We start from the raw sequence: 20,065 nt of genomic DNA, 5'->3' as shown, positions 1-20,065 counted from the left end.
ATATGTACAGTGATATAATCGAGTAGAATAATGAACTAAAGCAATAGTGTAAGGCTTTAGTTTATATTGTATACAGTAAGATAAAATAAGTAATTAAGCTCGTAGGTTGAGTTTATGCAATTTATAAATAGTTATTAGGTTGAGGATAATTACAGTGGCTTCAAGCAGCATTCCACCTAGTGACCCGACAATAATATTGTTTATAAGCCATAAACATGAGCCCATAAATATAACCCAGCGCATCTTGATCCCATTGAGACAAAATAAAGCGTACGTACCTATACACGATCCAGCTATTGCTATGTAGTCTGTCCATTGGCTTACGGTTAGATAACCTATCAACGCGGTAAGTATAATGAATAATACAGCGACCCACTTTGCTTTTGTTTGCAATGAAGTTGCTGTTCGCCCTGCTGCGAATAAGCAGCATAGTGAGGAAGTTACTGCATTTAATAAGTAAAAGTGTAATGCATGATTTAAGTTCATTAAAATCATCATAATTTTAAAGCGGCGATCATCTTTTTGGATGAAACACAGCATCGCTAAGATATAGCTTATAAATCCTAAAGCTTGAGCAAAATAACTATCAAACACAGACCCCCCTTTTTTATATTACTGCTTGTGTGGAACAGTACCTGTTAAGTTGCTTTTTATAGGCTTAATTTTTTAGAAAAATTTATTTCTGCAGTTGATGAAATGATAAACCATCAGGACATGTAGCCTAGATGGTCATAATTTTGAATGCGCTACTTGTCATTGATATAAACGTTACCAACAGTTGACTTATCTAATAGTTCTTGCCATTCACTAGTGAGCCAATTTAAAGAGTTACCTCGATTAATAGCGATACGCATATTTCTAACAAACTGGCTAAAGTCTCTAGCCTCTCTATCACGATAAGACAGCGCCAATAAATAGTAGTACTCAGGATTATTACCATGCTGGTATTCAATATTCTTCAAATCTTGCACGGCAGACTCTACATCAATTAAGGATTTGTCTTTGGCGTTAAGCTTTATATCAATGGCTCTAATAGACGCATTTATATCGCCTTTATTCATTGCGGATGAAAACCAAAATAACGCTTTGCTTTTATCTTGTTGTACCCAAGGGCTCGTATTTAAAATCATGGCTAAACGAAACTCAGCGCGAATAAGGCCATATTTGCTTGATTGGGATATCCAATTAATTGCTTCTGGGATATTGCGTTGCTCTCTATACAGTAACATCCCATACTCATACATAGCACTAGGGTGACCTAGTTTTGCTAGAGCTAATAATTTTTGTTCAGCCTCTTGGGGCTCTGATGTTAGCCAAGGAAAGTTTAATAATGACATCGCGTATTGATATCGATCGTTTAATGTCGTCCCTTGTTTTAATGTTTTCGATGTGCGTAATATTTGTGCATACATATGTTCACTTTTATCAATCAAGATTGATTTTGAATAAACTGCTGCACCAAGAAATACTCTGTGAACAAAACTTGTATGTTGATTATTTATAGATGGTTTTGGCTGAGGGAAGAGAATAAACTCGTTAATGAGCCTTTCAGCAGAGCCACCCATGTTTTGCACCTCGAAATAATTACGAATCGAACCATCTTCAGCAATATCAATATCTAAGATTAGATAAGGTTCGTTAGGGGTAGACATATAAGTGGTATTTTCATTACCGCCTTCCTCGATGGCTAAGTTATTCAAGTTAGCAATTGAATCTCCCATAAAGTCTTCACTATAGAAAGTGCGTTTTAATTTTTCACGGCCATCAAAAGTAATTTTTGTAGATAATGAATTTTGTAGAACAATAGGAAAATAGTTGGCATCAATAGTTTGTTTTCCAAGCTTACTTTTATAATCATTCATTACTTTTATAAAAGTAGCTTTTGACTCTGCTGGGAGTTTAGCTAACGTGTTATCTATGACTTTTTGTGCATTAAAATAGTCATACTCTGCCGCCAAAGAGTAGTAAATAAGGGCATTAATAACATCTTGTTCCACTCCTAAGCCTTTCGCGTACATTCTTGCTAGCTGATAATATGCATGCGGGTTACCAAGCTTCGCTGCTTCCATATAGCCAGCCTTTGCTAAATCATATTGCTGGGTTGTGAAGTAACTGTCTGTTTTAAGAATATCAGCAGCCATTAGAGTTGAGGCATGCACGGCTGCGGCTAATAACAGCCACTTTTTTATCTTCATCATATTTACCATAATGATAGCCACTGTTGTGAGTGTTATTTGCTTATTTTTACTGTTGGATCCGGGGTCTTGTATATTCCGGGCTTAATTTTGATATTAATTTTTGCTTTATTTTTAGGCCATGATAGTAAAATTAGTTGCTGCTTATCATTATCCCAAATAACCTCACTTGGTTGTGTATCCTCGCTTGAGCTATGAACTTCTAAGCCTGATTTTATCGGGCTTTTACTCATAATGAGATCATCGCCAATGTAGACAGTAAATCCATCTGGATAATGTCTATCTGCACCAACAAAAATACGTGAAACCCCTTTAGCATTATCACTTGTGATATTTAAATCTAAAGTGCGTGTGGCAAAGTGAAATTTAAAGTTTTTGATGGCACCAGCAATTATTTGTGGGTATGGGCGTGCAATAATATCAGTTATATATTTTCTTTCTACAGTACCAATTGCTTGTTCATCACTGAAAATAGCCCATGTGGAAGGGCCTCCAGGTAAGAAGTTTTGATAACTACGATTGCCTAGAAACCATGCTTTAATAGAGCCAACCCCCATTTCATCGAAAGTTTCAGCCGTTTTTATGTAAAACTCAATATAATTGAGTTGCTCTTTGACGGAGTTATCGGTAGTAACAAGGGTAGGAAACCCCCACTCACCAATAAGTATTGGAGCATCTAATAAATTAGATTCTTTATCAAACCGCTCCATTGTAGGGGCTATATAATCTAAATTTTCTTGGTATATATGTGGTGCAAATATAATATTTTTACGATCTATTTTCTTTGTTATTTCCGCATATTGGTTTTTGTTGATGGCATCGCCTTTATTCATGAAAATAGTTTGTATTAGAAACTGCTTATTGTCGCTGTATGGAATAGCAGCATCGATAATTTTTTCATATAGTGGGATCAAATATTGGTTGGTTAAATTATCGTAAGAGATGTCCATATCTTTTTTACGAGGTTCATTAACTAAATCATATCCAATGACATAATCATTATTTTTAAATGCTTCCCATACATGCTTCCAAGCATTGATGTAGGTTTTTTGTTCGTTATTTTTGTTTAGATATAAATCTTCCCACGAAAAGCCTTTAGCACCATACACAGTCATTTTAAAAACAGTTTTAATACCAGCCTCGCGGCCTAGCTTTGTCGCGCGTTTAACTCTGGCTAAATATTCAGGTTTAAACGTGTTGTCGCCAAATTCACTTAATTTACCCATTTCAAGTCGAATAACTTGAACATTGGCACCCATTCTTACCATTCTTAAATAGTCTTCAGGGTTAAAGTCCACCGCACCTGCATGGTCATTGGTATTAATGACATAGCCTCTAGGGATCATATGCCTACCATCGTTATCCCTTAAACCGTGTTTAATATCGGCAAAACTGAACGGTGATATTATCCATATTGTGGCTAGTACTAGAACCTTACAAATGCGATGTGGCATAACGACTCCTTTATTTTAGTCTAAGTGGAATACTTGTTGGAGAGGTGTAACAACTGGCGAATTGTCAGAGTTTGTTTCCATAATTTCAGACATAAATGCCCACCACTTTTTAACAACTGGTGTAAGTGGTAAGTTGTCCATCGTGTGATTATTTGTTCTTTTCAAAACAGCAAAGAGTGTGTTTGATGATGGCTCATGGAATATTGAGTAATCAGAAACACCTGCATTTTTTAGCTCTATGACTAGCTCTGGCCAAATCTCGTCATGGCGTTTTTTATATTCAGCTTCATGACCCGGTAGTAGAGTCATCGTAAATGCAATTTTTTCCATGTTAATGTCCTTATTTATTAAAGTTATCTAGGTAACTATGCCATTGCGCTTGCGTTGTTATTTCACCGGCAGCTTCCCAAGCAAATCCTGCATAATATTCAATTGAGCCATTTTTTTCAGATTTAGTTAGAAGCCAAATATGACTTTCATCCTTTGTTTCTTTAGCTATGTGTTTAATATCTGTTACTTTATTTGGCTCTATAACAATACCTGTCCATAAAGCCATTGAATCAAACGTTTCAGATGCTGAAATTCTGCCAGTCTGCTCATTGTGGGATACAGTCGCTTTTTCATCGTGAGTTGTAATACCAATAGCAATTGGAAGGGAGGCTGGTTTACCATCTAGTTTAAACTCAGAATTTACTTGATATAGGTTTGAACCCATCGGTAACGAAATGGTTTTTGATTCATTTACCAGGCCTAGGGGGGTTTCAAATTCATACTCGAGAGTAAATACTACTTTATCTGGGCCATTAGTAAGGATTTTATAGCTTTTATAGTTATGTGCTGTGTAGTCTTTTCCATCAACCCATATGGCTGAGCCACCGACACCACGGCTAATACCTACATGGTATGGGTCATAACCTTCGCCAGTATCTGTATGGTAAGAGCCAGTTTTATTAAATGCTTCAGCATACCATTTGTCGATAATTGAATAATCGACTTTTTTGAGCCAAGCATCAACGCCACTGGCATGTCCTTTTAATGGTGCTGCAGGGCCATACACTCGAAATGCAACTTTGTCGTTTTCCCAAGCAAAGTCATCTTGTCTTTTAGGCACAAACTTAGCGTAAGCCTTAACTTCACTTTTATATACACTTTGACTTTGGGTAGTAGATGAACTTTCATTAGCGCATCCAGATAAAATTAAATAGCTTGCTGCTAAAAGAAGCAAAGGTGACTTTTTTTCTTTGAGTTTTTTATTCATCGTGATTCCTATAAGTTGTGTGCTTTATGACAGTTAGTTTTATTACCTAAGAAAATACTTTCAACCAGCTTATTCGCTAGTAATCGTTAGTGCTTGAAGATGGTGACTTCCCCTATGGAATGGAATAAATAACATTAATCGTTGCAGTAATAACTAATACTGCAATTATATAAATGTTTTTCTTATCCAAACGCGCATGTGATTTTTCATCTGTATTTTTCTTAAAATCAGACCGCATATGAGTTACTCCTAATAAAAACAACATAACCAATTGAACTGCAATGATTGATATTGCACTATATTGACCGATCTTGCAATTGAATGTATCTTTAATGCTCTAAATCAAGCTGGATTGAAAAAGAAAAGTTAAGGAAAGCTCATTATGAACAGACGCAATTTTCTTATTAGTAGCGCTAGTATAGCTGCAGCATCTTTAGCTGGATGTGAATTCAATTGGTTAGCACAATTAAAAAAAGAATACCCAAATGTATTAATGCTTATTATTGATGATTTAAATGATTGGATTGGCCCTTTAGGCGGGCATGCTAATACTAAAACTCCCAATATTGACCGTTTAGCCAATATGGGCACCGTGTTCACTAACGCCCACGCACCTGCACCATTGTGTGGGCCATCACGCGCCAGCATTATGACTGGTCTAGCTCCCTCTACAACAGGTATTTATGGTCATGTTGAAGACAATGACATTAAGTCTGCTAACGATAAAGCGAGTCAATCAATATTTTTAAGCGAATACTTCAATCAGCACGGCTATTATACTGCCGCGGTAGGCAAGGTTTTTCATAAGAAAGTAGCTGATGGTAGCTTTGATAATTATGGTGGTCGGCAAAAAGGTTTTGGTCCTTACCCTCCAGAGAGAATGAAATGGCATGATCCTAGAACTAATACCGATTGGGGAGCGTTTCCAGAATCTGATCAGCAAATGCCTGATTTCGAATCGGCACAGTGGCTAGCCAAGCAGTTAAGCACAGAACACAATAAACCTTTTTTCATGGTAGGAGGGTTTCTTCGTCCTCATGTTCCCTGGCATGTACCACAAAAATGGTTTGATATGCATCCATTAGATGAACTTGAGTTACCGCCTTATTTTAAAGGTGACTTAAATGATGTGCCAGACATTGCCAAAGCGGTAACCGAATTACCTATGATGCCTACCACTGAGTGGGCAATTGACAATAACGAATGGAAGAATATGGTACAAGCTTATTTAGCCAGTATTTCGTTTGTAGACTCGTGTGTTGGGACTGTTCTTGACGCTCTTGAAAATAGCCAGTATGCAGAAAACACTGCGGTGGTTTTATGGGGCGATCATGGGTATCAATTAGGTGAAAAAAGTAAATTTGCTAAGATGGCTCTGTGGGAAAGGGCCACTAGAACCCCGTTGATAATCAAACCGCCAAAGTCTTCGACCAAACAAGTGAGTAACCGCCCTGTTAGTTTATTGGATTTGTATCCTACATTGATCAAAATATGTGGTTTGCCCGACAATCCTTTGAATGAAGGGCAGGATTTATCACCCTTGCTAAGGAAGCCCAATGCACAGTGGGAGCATGCAGCAATAACGACTTATGGGCCGAATAACCACGCGGTCAAAACAGAGCGTTATCGTTATATTCGTTATGAGGATGGAAGTGAAGAACTATATGACCATGAAAATGACAAAAATGAGTGGAACAACGTGGCTAATCTAAATGAATACAAACTAGTTAAAGAACGCTTAATTGGCTTTCTACCCAAAGAAAATGCAAAGTGGTCCGTTGTTTCAAATTATAACGGCAACCCATACTTTTCTGAGTTGACCAAAAAAGCGCTAGACACATTTTAGATTTTGAATTAATGAAAAGAGAGTCAAGTTTAATAAACTCGAATAGCTATCAAGGCTAATATTTACAGCTTACGTACTATTCAAAATCTGTATTAATAACAACAACACACACTATGGATATTTATGAATAATAAAGAAAATGTACTATTAATCGTTTTGGTTTGCTTTGTAGCAACCATTGGTGGCTTTTTGTTTGGATTTGATAGCGGTGTTATTAACGGTACTGTAGATGGCTTACAAACGGCTTTTAGTTCAAGCAGTGCAGGCACGGGTTTTAACGTATCGAGTATGTTAATTGGCTGTGCTATTGGTGCCTTTACTGCAGGTAAATTGGCCGATCAGTTTGGCCGTCGTCTCATATTAATTGTTGCTGCAATTTTGTTTATTGTGAGTGCATGGGGATCAGGCGTTGCTGATACATCATTTGAGTTTGTAATTTATAGAATTTTGGGCGGTTTGGCGGTAGGTGCTGCATCTGTAATGACGCCTGCTTATATTAGTGAAATTGCACCAGCACGATATAGAGGTACGCTGTCTACGTTGCAACAAGTTGCCATTATTTTCGGGTTGTTTAGTGCCTTTGTTAGTAATTATTTTTTAGCAAATAGTGCCGGTGGGTCAACAGCATTATTTTGGCTGGATCTAGAGACATGGCGTTGGATGTTTTGGGTTGAACTAGTACCTGCTAGCTTATTTTTTATTGCGTTATTTTTTATTCCAGAAAGTCCACGTTATTTAATTATGGCTGGAAAAACAGAAGTAGCTATGATCGTATTGACTCGTTTGTATGGAGCTGACTCTACTCAATCAAAGCATGATGAAATTGTCGCATCACTTGCCGTTGATAAACATAAGCCAAAACTTTCTGACTTAATTGACAAGTCTAAAAATAAATTGCGTCCAATTGTATGGATAGGTATTGGCTTGGCCACTTTTCAGCAATTAGTGGGTATTAATGTTGTTTTCTATTACGGAGCTGTACTTTGGCAGGCGGCAGGTTTTACCGAGTCTGATGCATTACTTATTAATATAATAAGCGGAGTGGTAAGTATTTTAGCGGTATTCGTCACTATGTACTTTATTGATAAAGTGGGTAGAAAGCCATTTCTACTGATTGGATCTATAGGTATGACTGTGACCCTTGCAGCTATGGTTTATGCTTTTTTAAACGCAGAAACAGGGGTGTTGGGTAACTTAGAGTTAGGCGAACAAGGAATTGTAGCTTTAGTCGCTGCAAATGCTTATGTCTTTTTCTTTAACTTGTCTTGGGGGCCTGTTATGTGGGTAATGCTTGGCGAGATGTTTCCTAACCAAATCCGAGGTTCAGGTCTTGCTGTTGCAGGTTTTGCACAGTGGATTGCTAATTTTTTAATAACATGGTCATTCCCTATTATGCTAACTGGTGTTGGCCTCGCTGGAGCGTATGGTTTTTATGCGATTTGTGCACTCATTTCGGTGGTATTTGTATTTATGTTCTTACATGAAACAAAAGGTAAAGAGTTAGAGGATATGCAGGGCTAAATTTGTATTTGGTGCAACAGTGTGGGGCGAATGAAGTAAAATTCCCACTCTTTACCTGAAACAGAATTTATAGTTGGCTAATTATAATCTAGGAAAAACATGAAATTATATACTATATCCATGTCTTTATGCGCATTGCTATTGAGTGTCTGTGGTGGAAAAGCTAATGCTTCTGCTGTTGATTTATCACAGGCATCTACGCCGAAAAAACCAAACATTTTAATGATTGTAGTTGATGATTTAGGTTGGTCTGACGTAGGTTACAACCAAACAACCGACTTGTTTGAGACACCTAATATTGATGAGCTTTCAAAACAAGGTTTACGTTTTGATCAGGCTTATGCGGGGGCTGCTAATTGTGCACCAAGTCGCGCTGTTTTAATGTCTGGTCAATATGGTCCCCGTCATGGCGTTTATACGGTGTCCCCTTCGGCCAGAGGGAATGAGAAGACGCGAAAGTTAATCCCGATTAAGAATAAGCGTGGGCTTAGTACAGATGTGATTACCATAGCGGAATCATTGAAAACTGCAGGATATAGCACTGGTACTTTTGGGAAATGGCATTTAGGCGCAGATCCTGATAAACAAGGTTTTGATATAAATGTTGCCGGTAGTCACCAAGGTATGACATTTCATTACTTCAGCCCATACGAATTACCCAACATTGAAGATGGCCCTGAAGGTGAGTATTTAACCGATCGCTTAACCAACGAGGTGATTGACTGGGTTAAATCAAGCAAAGACCAACCGTTTTTTGCTTATGTGCCTTATTACACAGTGCATACTCCTTATCAAGCTGTTATTGATAAAGTAGATAAGTATCATAAAAAGGGCATAAGAAGTAAGCGAGAAGCAACCTATGCAGCTATGGTTGAACACATGGATGATAATGTTGGTCGAATTCTTGAAATGTTATCGTCTGAAGGTTTAGCCGATAATACCGTTGTTATTTTTACCTCCGATAATGGTGGTTACCGCATGACGTCTTTTCCTACGCCACTTCGCGGCGGTAAAGGCTCTTATTATGACGGCGGTTTACGCGTACCATTAATTATTCGTTGGCCAGAAAAAGTTAAACCTGGCCTTGATCATACTCCAGTAATTAATGCAGATTTTTATCCGACTTTAGTTAATATCACTAAATCAAAACAGCCTAACCAAGTATTAGATGGTGTTGATTTAACGAAACACTTATTAGGTAAAAAAAGAATTGTCGAGCGTGATTTGTTCTGGCATTTCCCTATTTACTTACAGGCTCATAATGGGCTAACCGACCAAGGGCAAGATCCACTGTTTAGAACGCGTCCGGGGAGCGCGATTAGAAGTGGTAACTGGAAACTGATCCAATACTTTGAGAATAATGATTTTGAGTTATATGACTTAACCAATGACTTAGCTGAAAAGAATAACCTTGCCAGCGAAAAGCCAAGCAAAGTAGCGGAATTGAAAATAAAGCTGCAAACATGGCAAAAGCGAATAGGTGCTGATATTCCGACAAAACTTAACCATGAATATGATGCGGTCATTAACCAGCAGTTAATTGCGGAGAAGCTACCGCAAATTAAAGAATGGTAAACGGGCTGAAAGTCAATTCACATAATAAGATAGTAAACTCAGAATCGCAGAAGCTTATATTGAGGTGATATCTGGGTTTGTCCCCCATATTTTAGCTTAAATAAATAGATATCAAATTTAGTAAATCTATTTCAATTTTAGAGAGATTCATTATGCACTCAAGGCGTAACCTTAAAACTAGATATATGTTTGTTTGCTGCTTAGTTTTTTTAACTGCTCTAATCAGTTTTGCATCGCAATCACGTCAACAAGATCGAGCAGTTACTTCAATAGCGGTAGATCGTGTATGGTCTGGGCACAGAATTAAACCTTACTTACTAACTCGAGGCAAACAACAGTTTGTTGCTTATTATGATGCAAATCGTCAAATGACGGTGGCACATAGGCAGTTAGGTGGTAAATGGAGGTACTATAAAGTTGATAGTTGGTTAGGGTGGGACAGTCATAACTATGTCACTATGGAACTTGATTCTGAAGGTTACCTTCATGTAATGGGTAATATGCATGCTGATCCACTTGAGTACTTTCGTATGTCAGAACCATTGAATGTTCGCTCTCTTAAGCGTGTGCCTGTCATGACGGAAAATTCACTTGAAAAAAGAATGACATATCCAGTATTCCTTCGTAACAAGCAAGATCAACTTATCGTCAAATATCGAGATGGTGGAAGTGGCAATGGTAGCGAAATTTACAACATTTATAATGCCCAATCGAAGTTATGGAGCAGGTTACACGCCAATACTTTCTTAGATGGCGAAGGTAAAATGAGTGGTTATTTCGAAGGACCTACACTAGGTCCTGATGGAATGTTCCATTTAATTTGGGTATGGCGCAATACACCAAATGCGGCGACTAATCACAGCCTGTCTTATGCAAAAAGCGAAGACCTAATCAATTGGCAGAATTCAAACGGTGAAGATATTTCGTTACCTATTACTGCTAAAAGTGCTGAAGTTGTTGACCCTGTCCCACCCTTTGGTGGAATGATTAATGGGAATGTAAAAATTGGGTTTGATCATAATAAGCAACCTATCATTTCATATCATAAGTACGATGAAAATGGCGATACTCAAGTTTATGTTGCACGTAAAGACGGAGCAGCCTGGAAGACTGTAAGGATTAGTGATTGGAAAGGGTTTAGGTGGGACTTTGGCGGTCATGGATCATTAGGCCGCTTTAAGGTTAGGCCGTATGCTCCAGAATTACTAGCGGATAATAATATTGGGGTATTAGTAAGACGAAACGATGAAGTAATGCGCTTTATATTAAACCAGCAAAGCTTGGAGACAGTAAGCGTTGAACATGCCGATATTTATCCCCCTATTATCAATGCCGCAATAAAAGCAGCTAACCCTCATTATTCGTTCAATAAAGAGGCTATTAAATTAGAAAGCCAGGTATTTGAGGGCAAGGGAGACTCTTCAGCCTTTGGTAAAAAGTTTTATTTGTCTTGGTTAAATCAACCAGGAAATAGAGACAGTGCTCACCCGTATATTTCCCAACCGAGTGTACTTACATTAACTGGAATTGATGAAAGCCAGATTAAGTAAATTAAATTTTAGGCTTTTGTGCCCTCATCAAATTTTGGTGGGGGCTTTTACCTCAATCAATCATTAACTTGCATTTTCATCCACATTAAATCATTATCACTCATACACACAAATAATTAAGTAACTTAGCACCTAAGCGGTTAATTCACAGGTAACAATAATGAAAAAAATAATCAAACCACTCAGTGTAATGACAACATGCGCTGCAATACTTTTAACTGGTTGTAGTAATAATCAACCAAAGAATGAGAACTATGTTGATTACTTTGCTGATAATGCAATTGGTAACCCTTTAGCCATTGTTCAGCATCCAGCAGGTGTATACCGTGACGGAATAACTTATGTTTCTTACCAAGGTCCATTAGAAGATCCTTATGTAGCTTCTTACAATCACAAAACTAAAGAATGGAAGGGACCTTACAAAGCCGGTGTAAGCGATATGGGTAAAGACCCATCGAGGAAAAAAATAGACAATCATGGCAAACCAACCATATTAATGGATGATTTAGGCTATGTTCATGTATTTTTTGGTGGTCATGGAGGCATGCCTAAACATGGTAAAAATCCATTGGGTAATATTCACTATGGTAGAAATATTCATGCAGTTACAAAAAAGCCTTTTGACATTAGCAGCTGGGAAGAACTAGACACCATACCTGTATTTGGTACTTATAACCAAGCAGTAAAAATGGATAATGGTGATATTTATTTATTTTATAGGCATGGAGCGCACCGAAGTGATTGGGTATATCAAAAATCAACCGACCACGGCCGTACATTTGAAGAACCAGTTTCATTTTTAAAGCATAAAAGACGCGATGACATTAAAGCAGTTGATAGCTGGTATGCATGGGTTGAAAAAGGAAGAAATGATGAAATTATAATTGGCTACGATTACCATGTTTGCTGGGATGGGAAAGCAGGTATTAATGGGCGAGGTCATACAACTGAACGACATAATGCCTACTACATGACATTTGATACTAAAAATGACGAATGGCGCAACATAAAAGGTGAACAGCTTCCACTTCCAATTACTCGTGAAATTGCAGATGAAAAAACACTTGCTTTGAATACGGGTGATAAATGGACCTTTAATGGTACTGTTCACCTAGACTCTAGCGGCTACCCGCATTTAGCAACTAATATCGGCAAAGATATAGGCATGAAAACAGGCGGGCCCAAGCAAACGACGCATATTCGTTGGAATGGCTCAAAATGGATCTTAAATAGCGCAGTTGATTCAAGTGCTGTTACTAGCAATCAAGATACACGAGGGGATTTTATTATTAAAGCCCCACAAGAAGTAAGTTTTATTCTTGAATCAAAAGAGGGTAGTGATGGTGTAATTTCTTATTGGGATAGCAAAGATGGAGGCACTACTTTCAACAAAGGTGATGAATTAATTAGACGCACAAATTCTAATTGGGCGATTACTTCAATCATCAATGACGGGCATCCAGATGCAAGGATGGTGGTGGCTGAAAAGCAAAAAGGTAAAGCCAATAGAAAAGTTTACTTACTAGGTGATAATGGTCCTATTCAGCGTTTAAAGTCTGAAGTAGATCATTAGAGTTAATAGTCATCTACGCTAAAAATAATAAATGATACAACCTCACTCAGAGGATTACGGAAAAGCTAACTCGACACTTTTACGAAGATTTCGTCTAAGATTAGAGTTATGCTTTCTGCTTCCTCTGTAAAAGTTTTATGTCTATCCCAAGTAGAACTAATTTAAAGTAGCTTAGTTGATAGAAGTACGAGAGACCTTACTTATTGCTCATCAGAGGGTGACTTTAAAAAGGTATATATTTAAAGTGAGTTGGGAGGCGCTGATATAGTAATTCACCCGCATTTAAATATACCACGATGCTAGATTAAATAGCTAAGATTGATCAATAAATTCACTAACAACATACAGTCGTTTAATAAGATAATTTTGAAATTGCTTTTTATTCTTCTTATCGATGTAACTTCTCAGTGGAGTTATTTTTATAGGTTCAGCGGTAAAGATAATAGCAGGTAGATGGCCATAAAACATAATAGTTTTCGTATCATCAGTAAATGAAATGTTTAGCTTAGGTACAATGGGGAGAGGTCGCTTCACTTTAACGAAGTCGCTAGTATTATTTCTAATTAAATCAACTTCTTTATCTACCCAGGGAGCCCATTCAGATTTAGTTTTCCCTGCCGGAGGATTGTTTTTACTTCTTTGTAGGTAGTCTAAAAACTCACTTTTTTTTATTCTACGCATACTGTTCTTATTACACCACGTAAACCCAACGCGCCTTACTGGTGAGGTTGTGGTTTTAATTAAGCGATAAATCTGTAAAGTAATTGCGTTTGGGCATACGCTCTGTATTAATTCACGTTTTTTTGTATGATTTAGTGTGCTTGAGTTAATTAAACTTTTAATTTTTAATTTTAGGTGATTACATTGATAGACTAGCTCTGAAATACGCTCTCGATGCACTGGGTTTAATTGAATAATTCCTGGTAAACGAAATGGGTATTTCGCAGAGTATTGGTAATTTGGCGTGAATCTAGAGAATGCCCCCGTAGCCATACTAAGAGCTGTGAAACCGGTAAAAGACTCTGGCTCAATGAATTCCCACCCACTTGAATCTGACACATCACCTGCTACAGCGGGTAACTTATAGCACTGCGAATGAATTACCTCTGTTTCTAATAAAGATTGGTTTAGTAAATCTGTAAATTTTACTAGCTGATTATACGCACAAGCTATTTCCATATATAAAGACATAAAGCTATACCATCATACTAAGTATTAACAATATGTCAGACTTCTGCCCCGATGTATAGTCAATAATTTATATAGTAACCGTTTAGGAAAGAAGATTAAAATAGATTTTAGTATGATGGTATAGTGATAGTTCTAGTTACCTTTGCTAAATTAGTTAAGTTTTTAATTGTTAGGGGAAAAGATCATGCCCCCTTTTAAACTCATTCTGAATATCATCTAAATTGTCTAGTGAAAACCCTCTATATGAAACTCTATAGCCCTTTTTATTTAAGTTCTGCAGTAAACTCTTAGACTTCAGTATCAGTTTAGACTCACTATACTTTTTATATTGGCGCTTAACTTCAGCAATTAAAATTTCTTTATCTAAGTCGTTAATAGCAACAATATCGATTTCATCTTCACCTTTACTATTCCAATAACTACCAATATTGTTAAATTGCTTTGATTCTATAATAATAGCTTTAAATAATTCCTCTAGCTGGGTACCCGAATACGTATCAAAGTCCCTATATACTATGCGTCTTATGAAGTCGTAGTTCTCTATTTCAACCGCACTTCGGTTACTATATATAAAACGAAACCAAAAGCTTAAAAATTCATCTGCAATCTTATAGCGAATGTCTCTAGAGTTTTCTTTTGCAGTAATCGGCCTGAGCTTGGTAATGATATCAAAATCTTTTTCTAACTTATCTAAGTGTACGCCGACACTCATATCTAAATAACTCTCTATTCGGGGCCGGCTATTGTAGCCACTGCCTATAGCCCCTAAAATATCAAAATATGCACGGTGCTCAGAGCCAAAATCTTCCACAAGTCGATGCATCCCCTCTTTTATTAAGGGCGAACCATTTGAAATTAGTGTGTCAAAAGGTGAACTACCCGCATTAGTTAGCCACTCAAGGTATTTAGGTATACCGCCAGATAAACACCACCAAATAAGCATATCGTTTGGCGTATATTTATCATTATCCTTCATAATTGCTTTTATATAATTCGGCGCCAAAGGGTTAACTTTAAAAAAGTAATCATCACGGTTAAGTAATGGCTGCTTTTCATCCTTAAAGATTCTTGTCATTAAATTGTACATAGACCCGCAACAAACCAAATGCATCATCGATTTATTTTTGTATTCGTCCCATAGGTTTTGTAAATCTGAAAATAGGCTATTATTTACTCGTTCAATATCCTGAAATTCATCAATAACGACAGTAATAGGTGTATGTGTGGAGTAATCGAGTAAGTATTCATATATATCTTTCAAAGACTCGGGCTTGAAGAACTTTGTATTCAATTCATTTTGCAATATAGCTGAAAATTCGCTGACTAACGCACTCTCAGATTTTCGACTTACAAATAAATAAAGGTGTTTCTGCGCAATACCTTGAAAAGCCTCATTAAGTAAACGTGTTTTTCCAACGCGCCTACGACCAACAACGACACTTAACCGACCTTTAGATTGTCCTATATCATCAGAGATCGTTCGTAACTTATTAAGCTGGACTTCTCTATTATAAAACTTTTGCATACACTAGCCCCTTAAAAACACTGTAATTAATATTACAGTAAATTTTATTACGGTAGCAATAATAAGTATATATCAATATTAAAACAAGCTATTTAAAACATCCTCGTAAGCTTTCTCTTCATCATTAACAATATACAAAGCCGTTGTAACTTCTTTCGCATGGCCTAAAAGCTTACTGATACGACTAATTTTGACTCCTTTATCATCAAGCCAAGTCGCGTAAGATCGCCTTAACGAATGAGGGGCAACTGTGTTGTACTTTCTGCATAGCTCATAAATTGCACTTCCTGTTAAAAAATTATTTTCTCTTATAGAAAAACTACCGTTCTTGGATACTTTTATGAAAATCGGGCCGCTCAGTATGCCTCTTATATTTATCCAGTCCTCTAAAGCAGCTTTAGTCACAGGATGAAGCGCTATATACCTTTCTTTGTTACCTTTACCAATTACCTTAATGTATTGAGAGCTAATAAAAATAGTACGTCGTTTGCTTATTTCGATATTTAATGAGGAGAGTTGAATATTTGCCAGTTCATTTCTTCTGAGCCCAGTACCTATCAGTAGGTGAAAGATAGCTTTATCTCTTATCAGTTTTACTTTATTGAATGGGTTGCTAGTTTCAATGCGTAGAAGTAAAGCTTGAAATTCATTTCGATCAATTACTTTATGCTTTTTTATACGTGAACCGGTAGAACCTTTAACTTTTAAAACCCCATCTAGCTGTAGGCGAGATATTTGGCCAAGTAAATATGCGTGTTCGCATACGCTTTTGGCTATAGAAACGTAAAGTGAAATGGATTTTGGTGAAAGGTTCTTATCTTTTAGTGTATTAATTAAACTATTTATATCTACAGAAGTTATTTCACGCCAATTAATATCGTAAAAAGATGAATAGTTATTGTGTTTTGCTATTGCTTGTAAGCAACGTATCGCTGTTTGTTTTGAGGTATCAGCATTTAATGAATGTATGTAGTTAAATATCGGACATTTATTATCAACACGTACAGTATGTATTAAATTCTGTTTTGTTGCTGGTAATTGCTTAACATCATGGTCCATAATTTTTTTTAACCTACTTTTCATAATGCGCACAACTTCCTAGACATATTATTCTACATATTTATACACCTAAATATTACTTGTGTAAATGTCTATTTACACCACTTAATACATTATGTTAAATTGAGTGTTATGCATTTTTTTACTCACAATTCCTAATGTATTTTAATTCAAAAAACGCCTTTAAATAATCAAAGTAGGGCACGGAGGTATATTATGTTAATAAATAAAAGCAATTACCGTCTCTCTCAAAGTAACTGAATAACTCAGTCACAGAATAAATAAAATATAAAAAGAAAAGCGATCTTTGCCATTACAAATTTTTACTAAGTTAATTGGAGTTGCATGGGGTATGAATTACCCAAGAATAGGGATTACACGAAAGAAGTTGGCTCGCTTAAAAAAGCCTCAGTCAAACTGCTTAAACCTAATATTTTTTTATTTCGATATTTTACTAACCTTTTAAACTAGTGGTAGACACCTTGCTATCAAATTAACTTAAAAACATTAAACTGTATAAAAACTCTACTTATAAAAGTAGAGAGCAAAGCTGAGAAGTCCAGTAATTACAAAGCAGAATTTTACTAACTTATCTTAATAATTGCTTACATTTTGATGTTGATACACATTATAAACCATTAATAGCATTTACCCGCCTAAATTAAGCCTAAAAATAATAATAAATGGGCCTCAGTAGATTAAAAGCTGATCCCTACAATACAGTAGATCTAGATTCAGCATATTCTCGCCACTGTTTCTTATACCCTGAAAGGTTACTAAGCTCAGTAGTTGACGAGGGTTCACATTCAATTTCACACTGAACATTGCCCCAATCAGATAAATAACCAGCACCTTGTACTGTCCCTGTAGAGTCTTTTGATAAAATCACCTTATTATTGTCTCTTAACTGATTCAAAACAGCGCATAATAAAGGATTCTTCAAAAAAGCTCCTTCGATAAAAATGTCACCTTTGGCGCCCAACATATCCAGTTGGTAATCTATCATTAAAGCACTATATATCGTTGCTAATGCGATACCACTTACTTTATCTGTATTGGTAGTAAAACCACACATAGCACCTCCAAATGGGCCACTTCCATTACTGAAGTCAGGCAATGCAAACACTTGTTGATCAATAACATTTTGAATGTCGTCAACATTAAATTGCTCGCCAAGCCAGGAGCCTGCTTTCTCACAAATAGCTTCAAATTCTCTGCCGCCCATGAAGCGAGCACAAGCAATCGCCTCCTGCATAGCATCAATATTAGCAAGCATATCTTTATCAGCATCAAGGTTACTGAGTGGGACCTGAGATGACATCAAAATAGTCCAAGTTCCAGTCGATATTACGGTGAAAGGTGCTTTATTTTGGGTCAGTTTATATCTTAAAAAACTCGCATTACTATCATGAATACCGTTAAAAAAGTGGCATTGTGGGTCAAGTCCAAGCTCAACTATAAGTGAAGATGATACTTTGCCACAATTAAACCAAGCAGGTTTGATATCAGGTAGTAATTTCTCACACCCTAAATGATCAACCAAAGAGGAGTAGGTATTAGTCTTAATTGACCATAGATCTGTATGGCAACCCAAGGATGTTATTTCATTTACTCTTTGTCCGGTAAAGCGCCACACCCAATATTGAGGATACATAAGTATATCCGTGACCTTTTCAAAGTCATTAGGGAATTTTGCTTTAAGCCAATATAATTGACGACCTAAATTTAATCCAGCTGGCAATGACGGTGAAAAAGTATCATTGAACGAAGGCCTAATACTTTCATATTCAGGGCTTTGCTCATAAACACCTGGGTATTCATAATCTAGAATAGGGAGTACAAGTCCATCGGTACCTATCGCTTTACGATCAATCAACGCCGCCGTAGCTCCATGCGTTGTTATATTAATCGCATTGATCCTGTATATTGGTGTGATCTCTTTAATACCTGCAATCAGCCAACCCCAAATCTCGCTTGTATTAATACTAGGGAAATGTCCTTCCTTTACTACTGTATTTTTCATTTGTTTGGAAAATACAGAATTATATTTATTATCTAACACATGCAGTTTTACATGTGTTTTACCTATATCTATTACCAAAGAATACATCGTCATTTCAGTCATTTTTATTACTTATTATTAATGTAAATAGAAACACAACCCATCTTTACCAATGCTTTTATCAACTAATTTTAGTCCAAAACGCGTTAGCATAACTAAGACAAGGTATTATATGTATCTTAGTTTACACATAAAGAAAGTGATTGCAAATGATTAGTTAAGATTGAATTTGAGCAAATTGATTTTTTGAAAGAATGTATTTTAAAAATAGCCGTTGCGCTAAATAATGTAATTCATTTACTACATTGGAAGTTTAAGCATATAACTATCCGTAAAACCTATTTTTTTCCTTTTTAACTTATATAGTGATAAACTTTTAATACTGTATATGTATTATGAAATACATATAGCCCTTTTTGGTAAATGGAATAGTTATAAATGTTAGAAAAACATAGACAGCAGCTGATTAAAGAAATTGTAGATCGCGAAAGTTTTGTTAGTGTAAAAATTTTAACTGATAAATTATCTTCATCTGAAGCAACTATTCGCCGAGACTTAACGAAAATGTCTGAACGAGGAGAGATTGTTAAGATTAGGGGAGGGGCTCAATCAAATTCTAATAAGAAAAAGAACATTCAAAGTTCAACATTTGAGATTGATAAGACTAAGCGAACAGATACAAAAAAATTAATAGCAAAGAAAGCTGTAGAGTTATGTGAAGATAATGATTCTATTATTATTAACGGTGGCAGCTCTACATATATGATGGGAGAGTACTTAACCGACAAGAAATTGAACATCCTAACAAATTCTTTTGTTTTGGCTCACTACCTTTCCGAAAGCAGTGACAATTTAGTATCACTGCCTGGAGGAGAGATTTATCGTGAGCAAGGGATTATACTAAGCTCTTACGAAAAAGATAATACTGAACATTATCGAAGTTCGATGATGTTTATGGGCACGCCAGGGGTAGGTACATTCGGTGTAATGGAGTCAGATCCATTACTAATACTCTCAGAACAAAAACTAAAAAAACAAACGGATAAATTAATTATACTCGCCGATAGCACAAAGCTAGGCAAGCGAAGTAATTTTGTTTTCTGCCCTTTAGAAGAAGTTGATGTGCTCATAACTGATTCAAAAGCGGATAAAGAAATGATTAAGTACTTGAAAAGTAAGAATATCGAAGTCATTATTGTTGAGTCACTAGATGACTAAACCGGAGGGTAACTTTGTTTACCACTTATTTAATTCAC

The 20,065-nt window shown here is 36.4% G+C and carries 15 protein-coding genes; 6 read left to right on the top strand and 9 right to left on the bottom strand.

Annotation, left to right across the window (positions count from 1 at the left end; translation table 11 throughout):
• Positions 1–93: 93 nt before the first annotated feature.
• From H5120_RS14545 to H5120_RS14525, 5 genes are all read right to left on the bottom strand, one after another.
• Positions 94–594 carry a YgjV family protein gene (locus H5120_RS14545; protein WP_182675232.1) on the bottom strand — a complete coding sequence of 167 codons (501 nt, stop codon included), beginning with the start codon at positions 592–594 and terminating at the stop codon, positions 94–96.
• Positions 595–746: 152 nt separating this feature from the next.
• Positions 747–2,207, bottom strand: coding sequence for a tetratricopeptide repeat protein (locus H5120_RS14540; RefSeq protein WP_182675230.1), 1,461 nt, complete (start codon positions 2,205–2,207; stop codon positions 747–749).
• Between the two features lie 23 nt (positions 2,208–2,230).
• On the bottom strand, positions 2,231–3,649 hold the full coding sequence (locus H5120_RS14535; protein WP_182675228.1) for a cellulase family glycosylhydrolase: 1,419 nt from the start codon (positions 3,647–3,649) through the stop codon (positions 2,231–2,233).
• 15 nt (positions 3,650–3,664) lie between these two features.
• Complete coding sequence (rhaM, locus tag H5120_RS14530; RefSeq protein ID WP_182675226.1) at positions 3,665–3,979, bottom strand: L-rhamnose mutarotase; 315 nt, start codon at positions 3,977–3,979, stop codon at positions 3,665–3,667.
• A 10-nt stretch (positions 3,980–3,989) separates the two neighbouring features.
• Complete coding sequence (locus H5120_RS14525) at positions 3,990–4,907, bottom strand: DUF4861 family protein (RefSeq protein ID WP_182675224.1); 918 nt, start codon at positions 4,905–4,907, stop codon at positions 3,990–3,992.
• Between the two features lie 382 nt (positions 4,908–5,289).
• Here H5120_RS14525 and H5120_RS14520 point away from each other — a divergent pair, with 382 nt between their 5' ends.
• The 5 genes from H5120_RS14520 (at position 5,290) to H5120_RS14500 (ending at position 12,972) form a co-directional block, all read left to right on the top strand.
• Positions 5,290–6,753, top strand: coding sequence for a sulfatase (locus H5120_RS14520; RefSeq protein ID WP_259397842.1), 1,464 nt, complete (start codon positions 5,290–5,292; stop codon positions 6,751–6,753).
• 117 nt (positions 6,754–6,870) lie between these two features.
• Complete coding sequence (locus tag H5120_RS14515) at positions 6,871–8,274, top strand: sugar porter family MFS transporter (RefSeq protein ID WP_310735981.1); 1,404 nt, start codon at positions 6,871–6,873, stop codon at positions 8,272–8,274.
• 99 nt (positions 8,275–8,373) lie between these two features.
• The gene (locus tag H5120_RS14510) at positions 8,374–9,849 is read left to right on the top strand and encodes a sulfatase (protein ID WP_182675221.1); all 1,476 of its coding nucleotides are present in this window, start codon (positions 8,374–8,376) and stop codon (positions 9,847–9,849) included.
• A 152-nt stretch (positions 9,850–10,001) separates the two neighbouring features.
• Positions 10,002–11,399 carry a BNR repeat-containing protein gene (locus H5120_RS14505; protein WP_182675219.1) on the top strand — a complete coding sequence of 466 codons (1,398 nt, stop codon included), beginning with the start codon at positions 10,002–10,004 and terminating at the stop codon, positions 11,397–11,399.
• 160 nt (positions 11,400–11,559) lie between these two features.
• On the top strand, positions 11,560–12,972 hold the full coding sequence (locus H5120_RS14500; protein WP_182675217.1) for a BNR-4 repeat-containing protein: 1,413 nt from the start codon (positions 11,560–11,562) through the stop codon (positions 12,970–12,972).
• A 312-nt stretch (positions 12,973–13,284) separates the two neighbouring features.
• Here the strand turns inward: H5120_RS14500 and H5120_RS14495 are convergent, their stop codons facing one another.
• The 4 genes from H5120_RS14495 to H5120_RS14480 all read right to left on the bottom strand — a co-directional run bounded on the left by H5120_RS14495 (position 13,285) and on the right by H5120_RS14480 (position 18,872).
• Complete coding sequence (locus H5120_RS14495; protein ID WP_182675215.1) at positions 13,285–14,163, bottom strand: DNA replication terminus site-binding protein; 879 nt, start codon at positions 14,161–14,163, stop codon at positions 13,285–13,287.
• Between the two features lie 169 nt (positions 14,164–14,332).
• A complete protein-coding gene (locus H5120_RS14490) occupies positions 14,333–15,688 on the bottom strand; it encodes an ATP-binding protein (RefSeq protein WP_182675213.1) in 1,356 nt (451 codons plus the stop codon).
• 78 nt (positions 15,689–15,766) lie between these two features.
• The gene (locus H5120_RS14485) at positions 15,767–16,771 is read right to left on the bottom strand and encodes a site-specific integrase (RefSeq protein ID WP_182675211.1); all 1,005 of its coding nucleotides are present in this window, start codon (positions 16,769–16,771) and stop codon (positions 15,767–15,769) included.
• A 688-nt stretch (positions 16,772–17,459) separates the two neighbouring features.
• Positions 17,460–18,872, bottom strand: coding sequence for an FGGY-family carbohydrate kinase (locus H5120_RS14480; protein WP_182675209.1), 1,413 nt, complete (start codon positions 18,870–18,872; stop codon positions 17,460–17,462).
• Between the two features lie 375 nt (positions 18,873–19,247).
• Between H5120_RS14480 and H5120_RS14475 the strand changes: the two genes are divergently transcribed.
• Positions 19,248–20,027 (top strand): DeoR/GlpR family DNA-binding transcription regulator, encoded by a 780-nt coding sequence (locus tag H5120_RS14475; RefSeq protein ID WP_182675207.1) that lies wholly within the window; start codon positions 19,248–19,250, stop codon positions 20,025–20,027.
• Positions 20,028–20,065 lie beyond the last annotated feature (38 nt).

It is taken from the genome of Pseudoalteromonas sp. SR43-2 (genome assembly GCF_014163885.1).
GTDB classification, from domain to species: domain Bacteria; phylum Pseudomonadota; class Gammaproteobacteria; order Enterobacterales; family Alteromonadaceae; genus Pseudoalteromonas; species Pseudoalteromonas distincta.
This window is presented reverse-complemented; position numbering and strand designations above follow the sequence as displayed.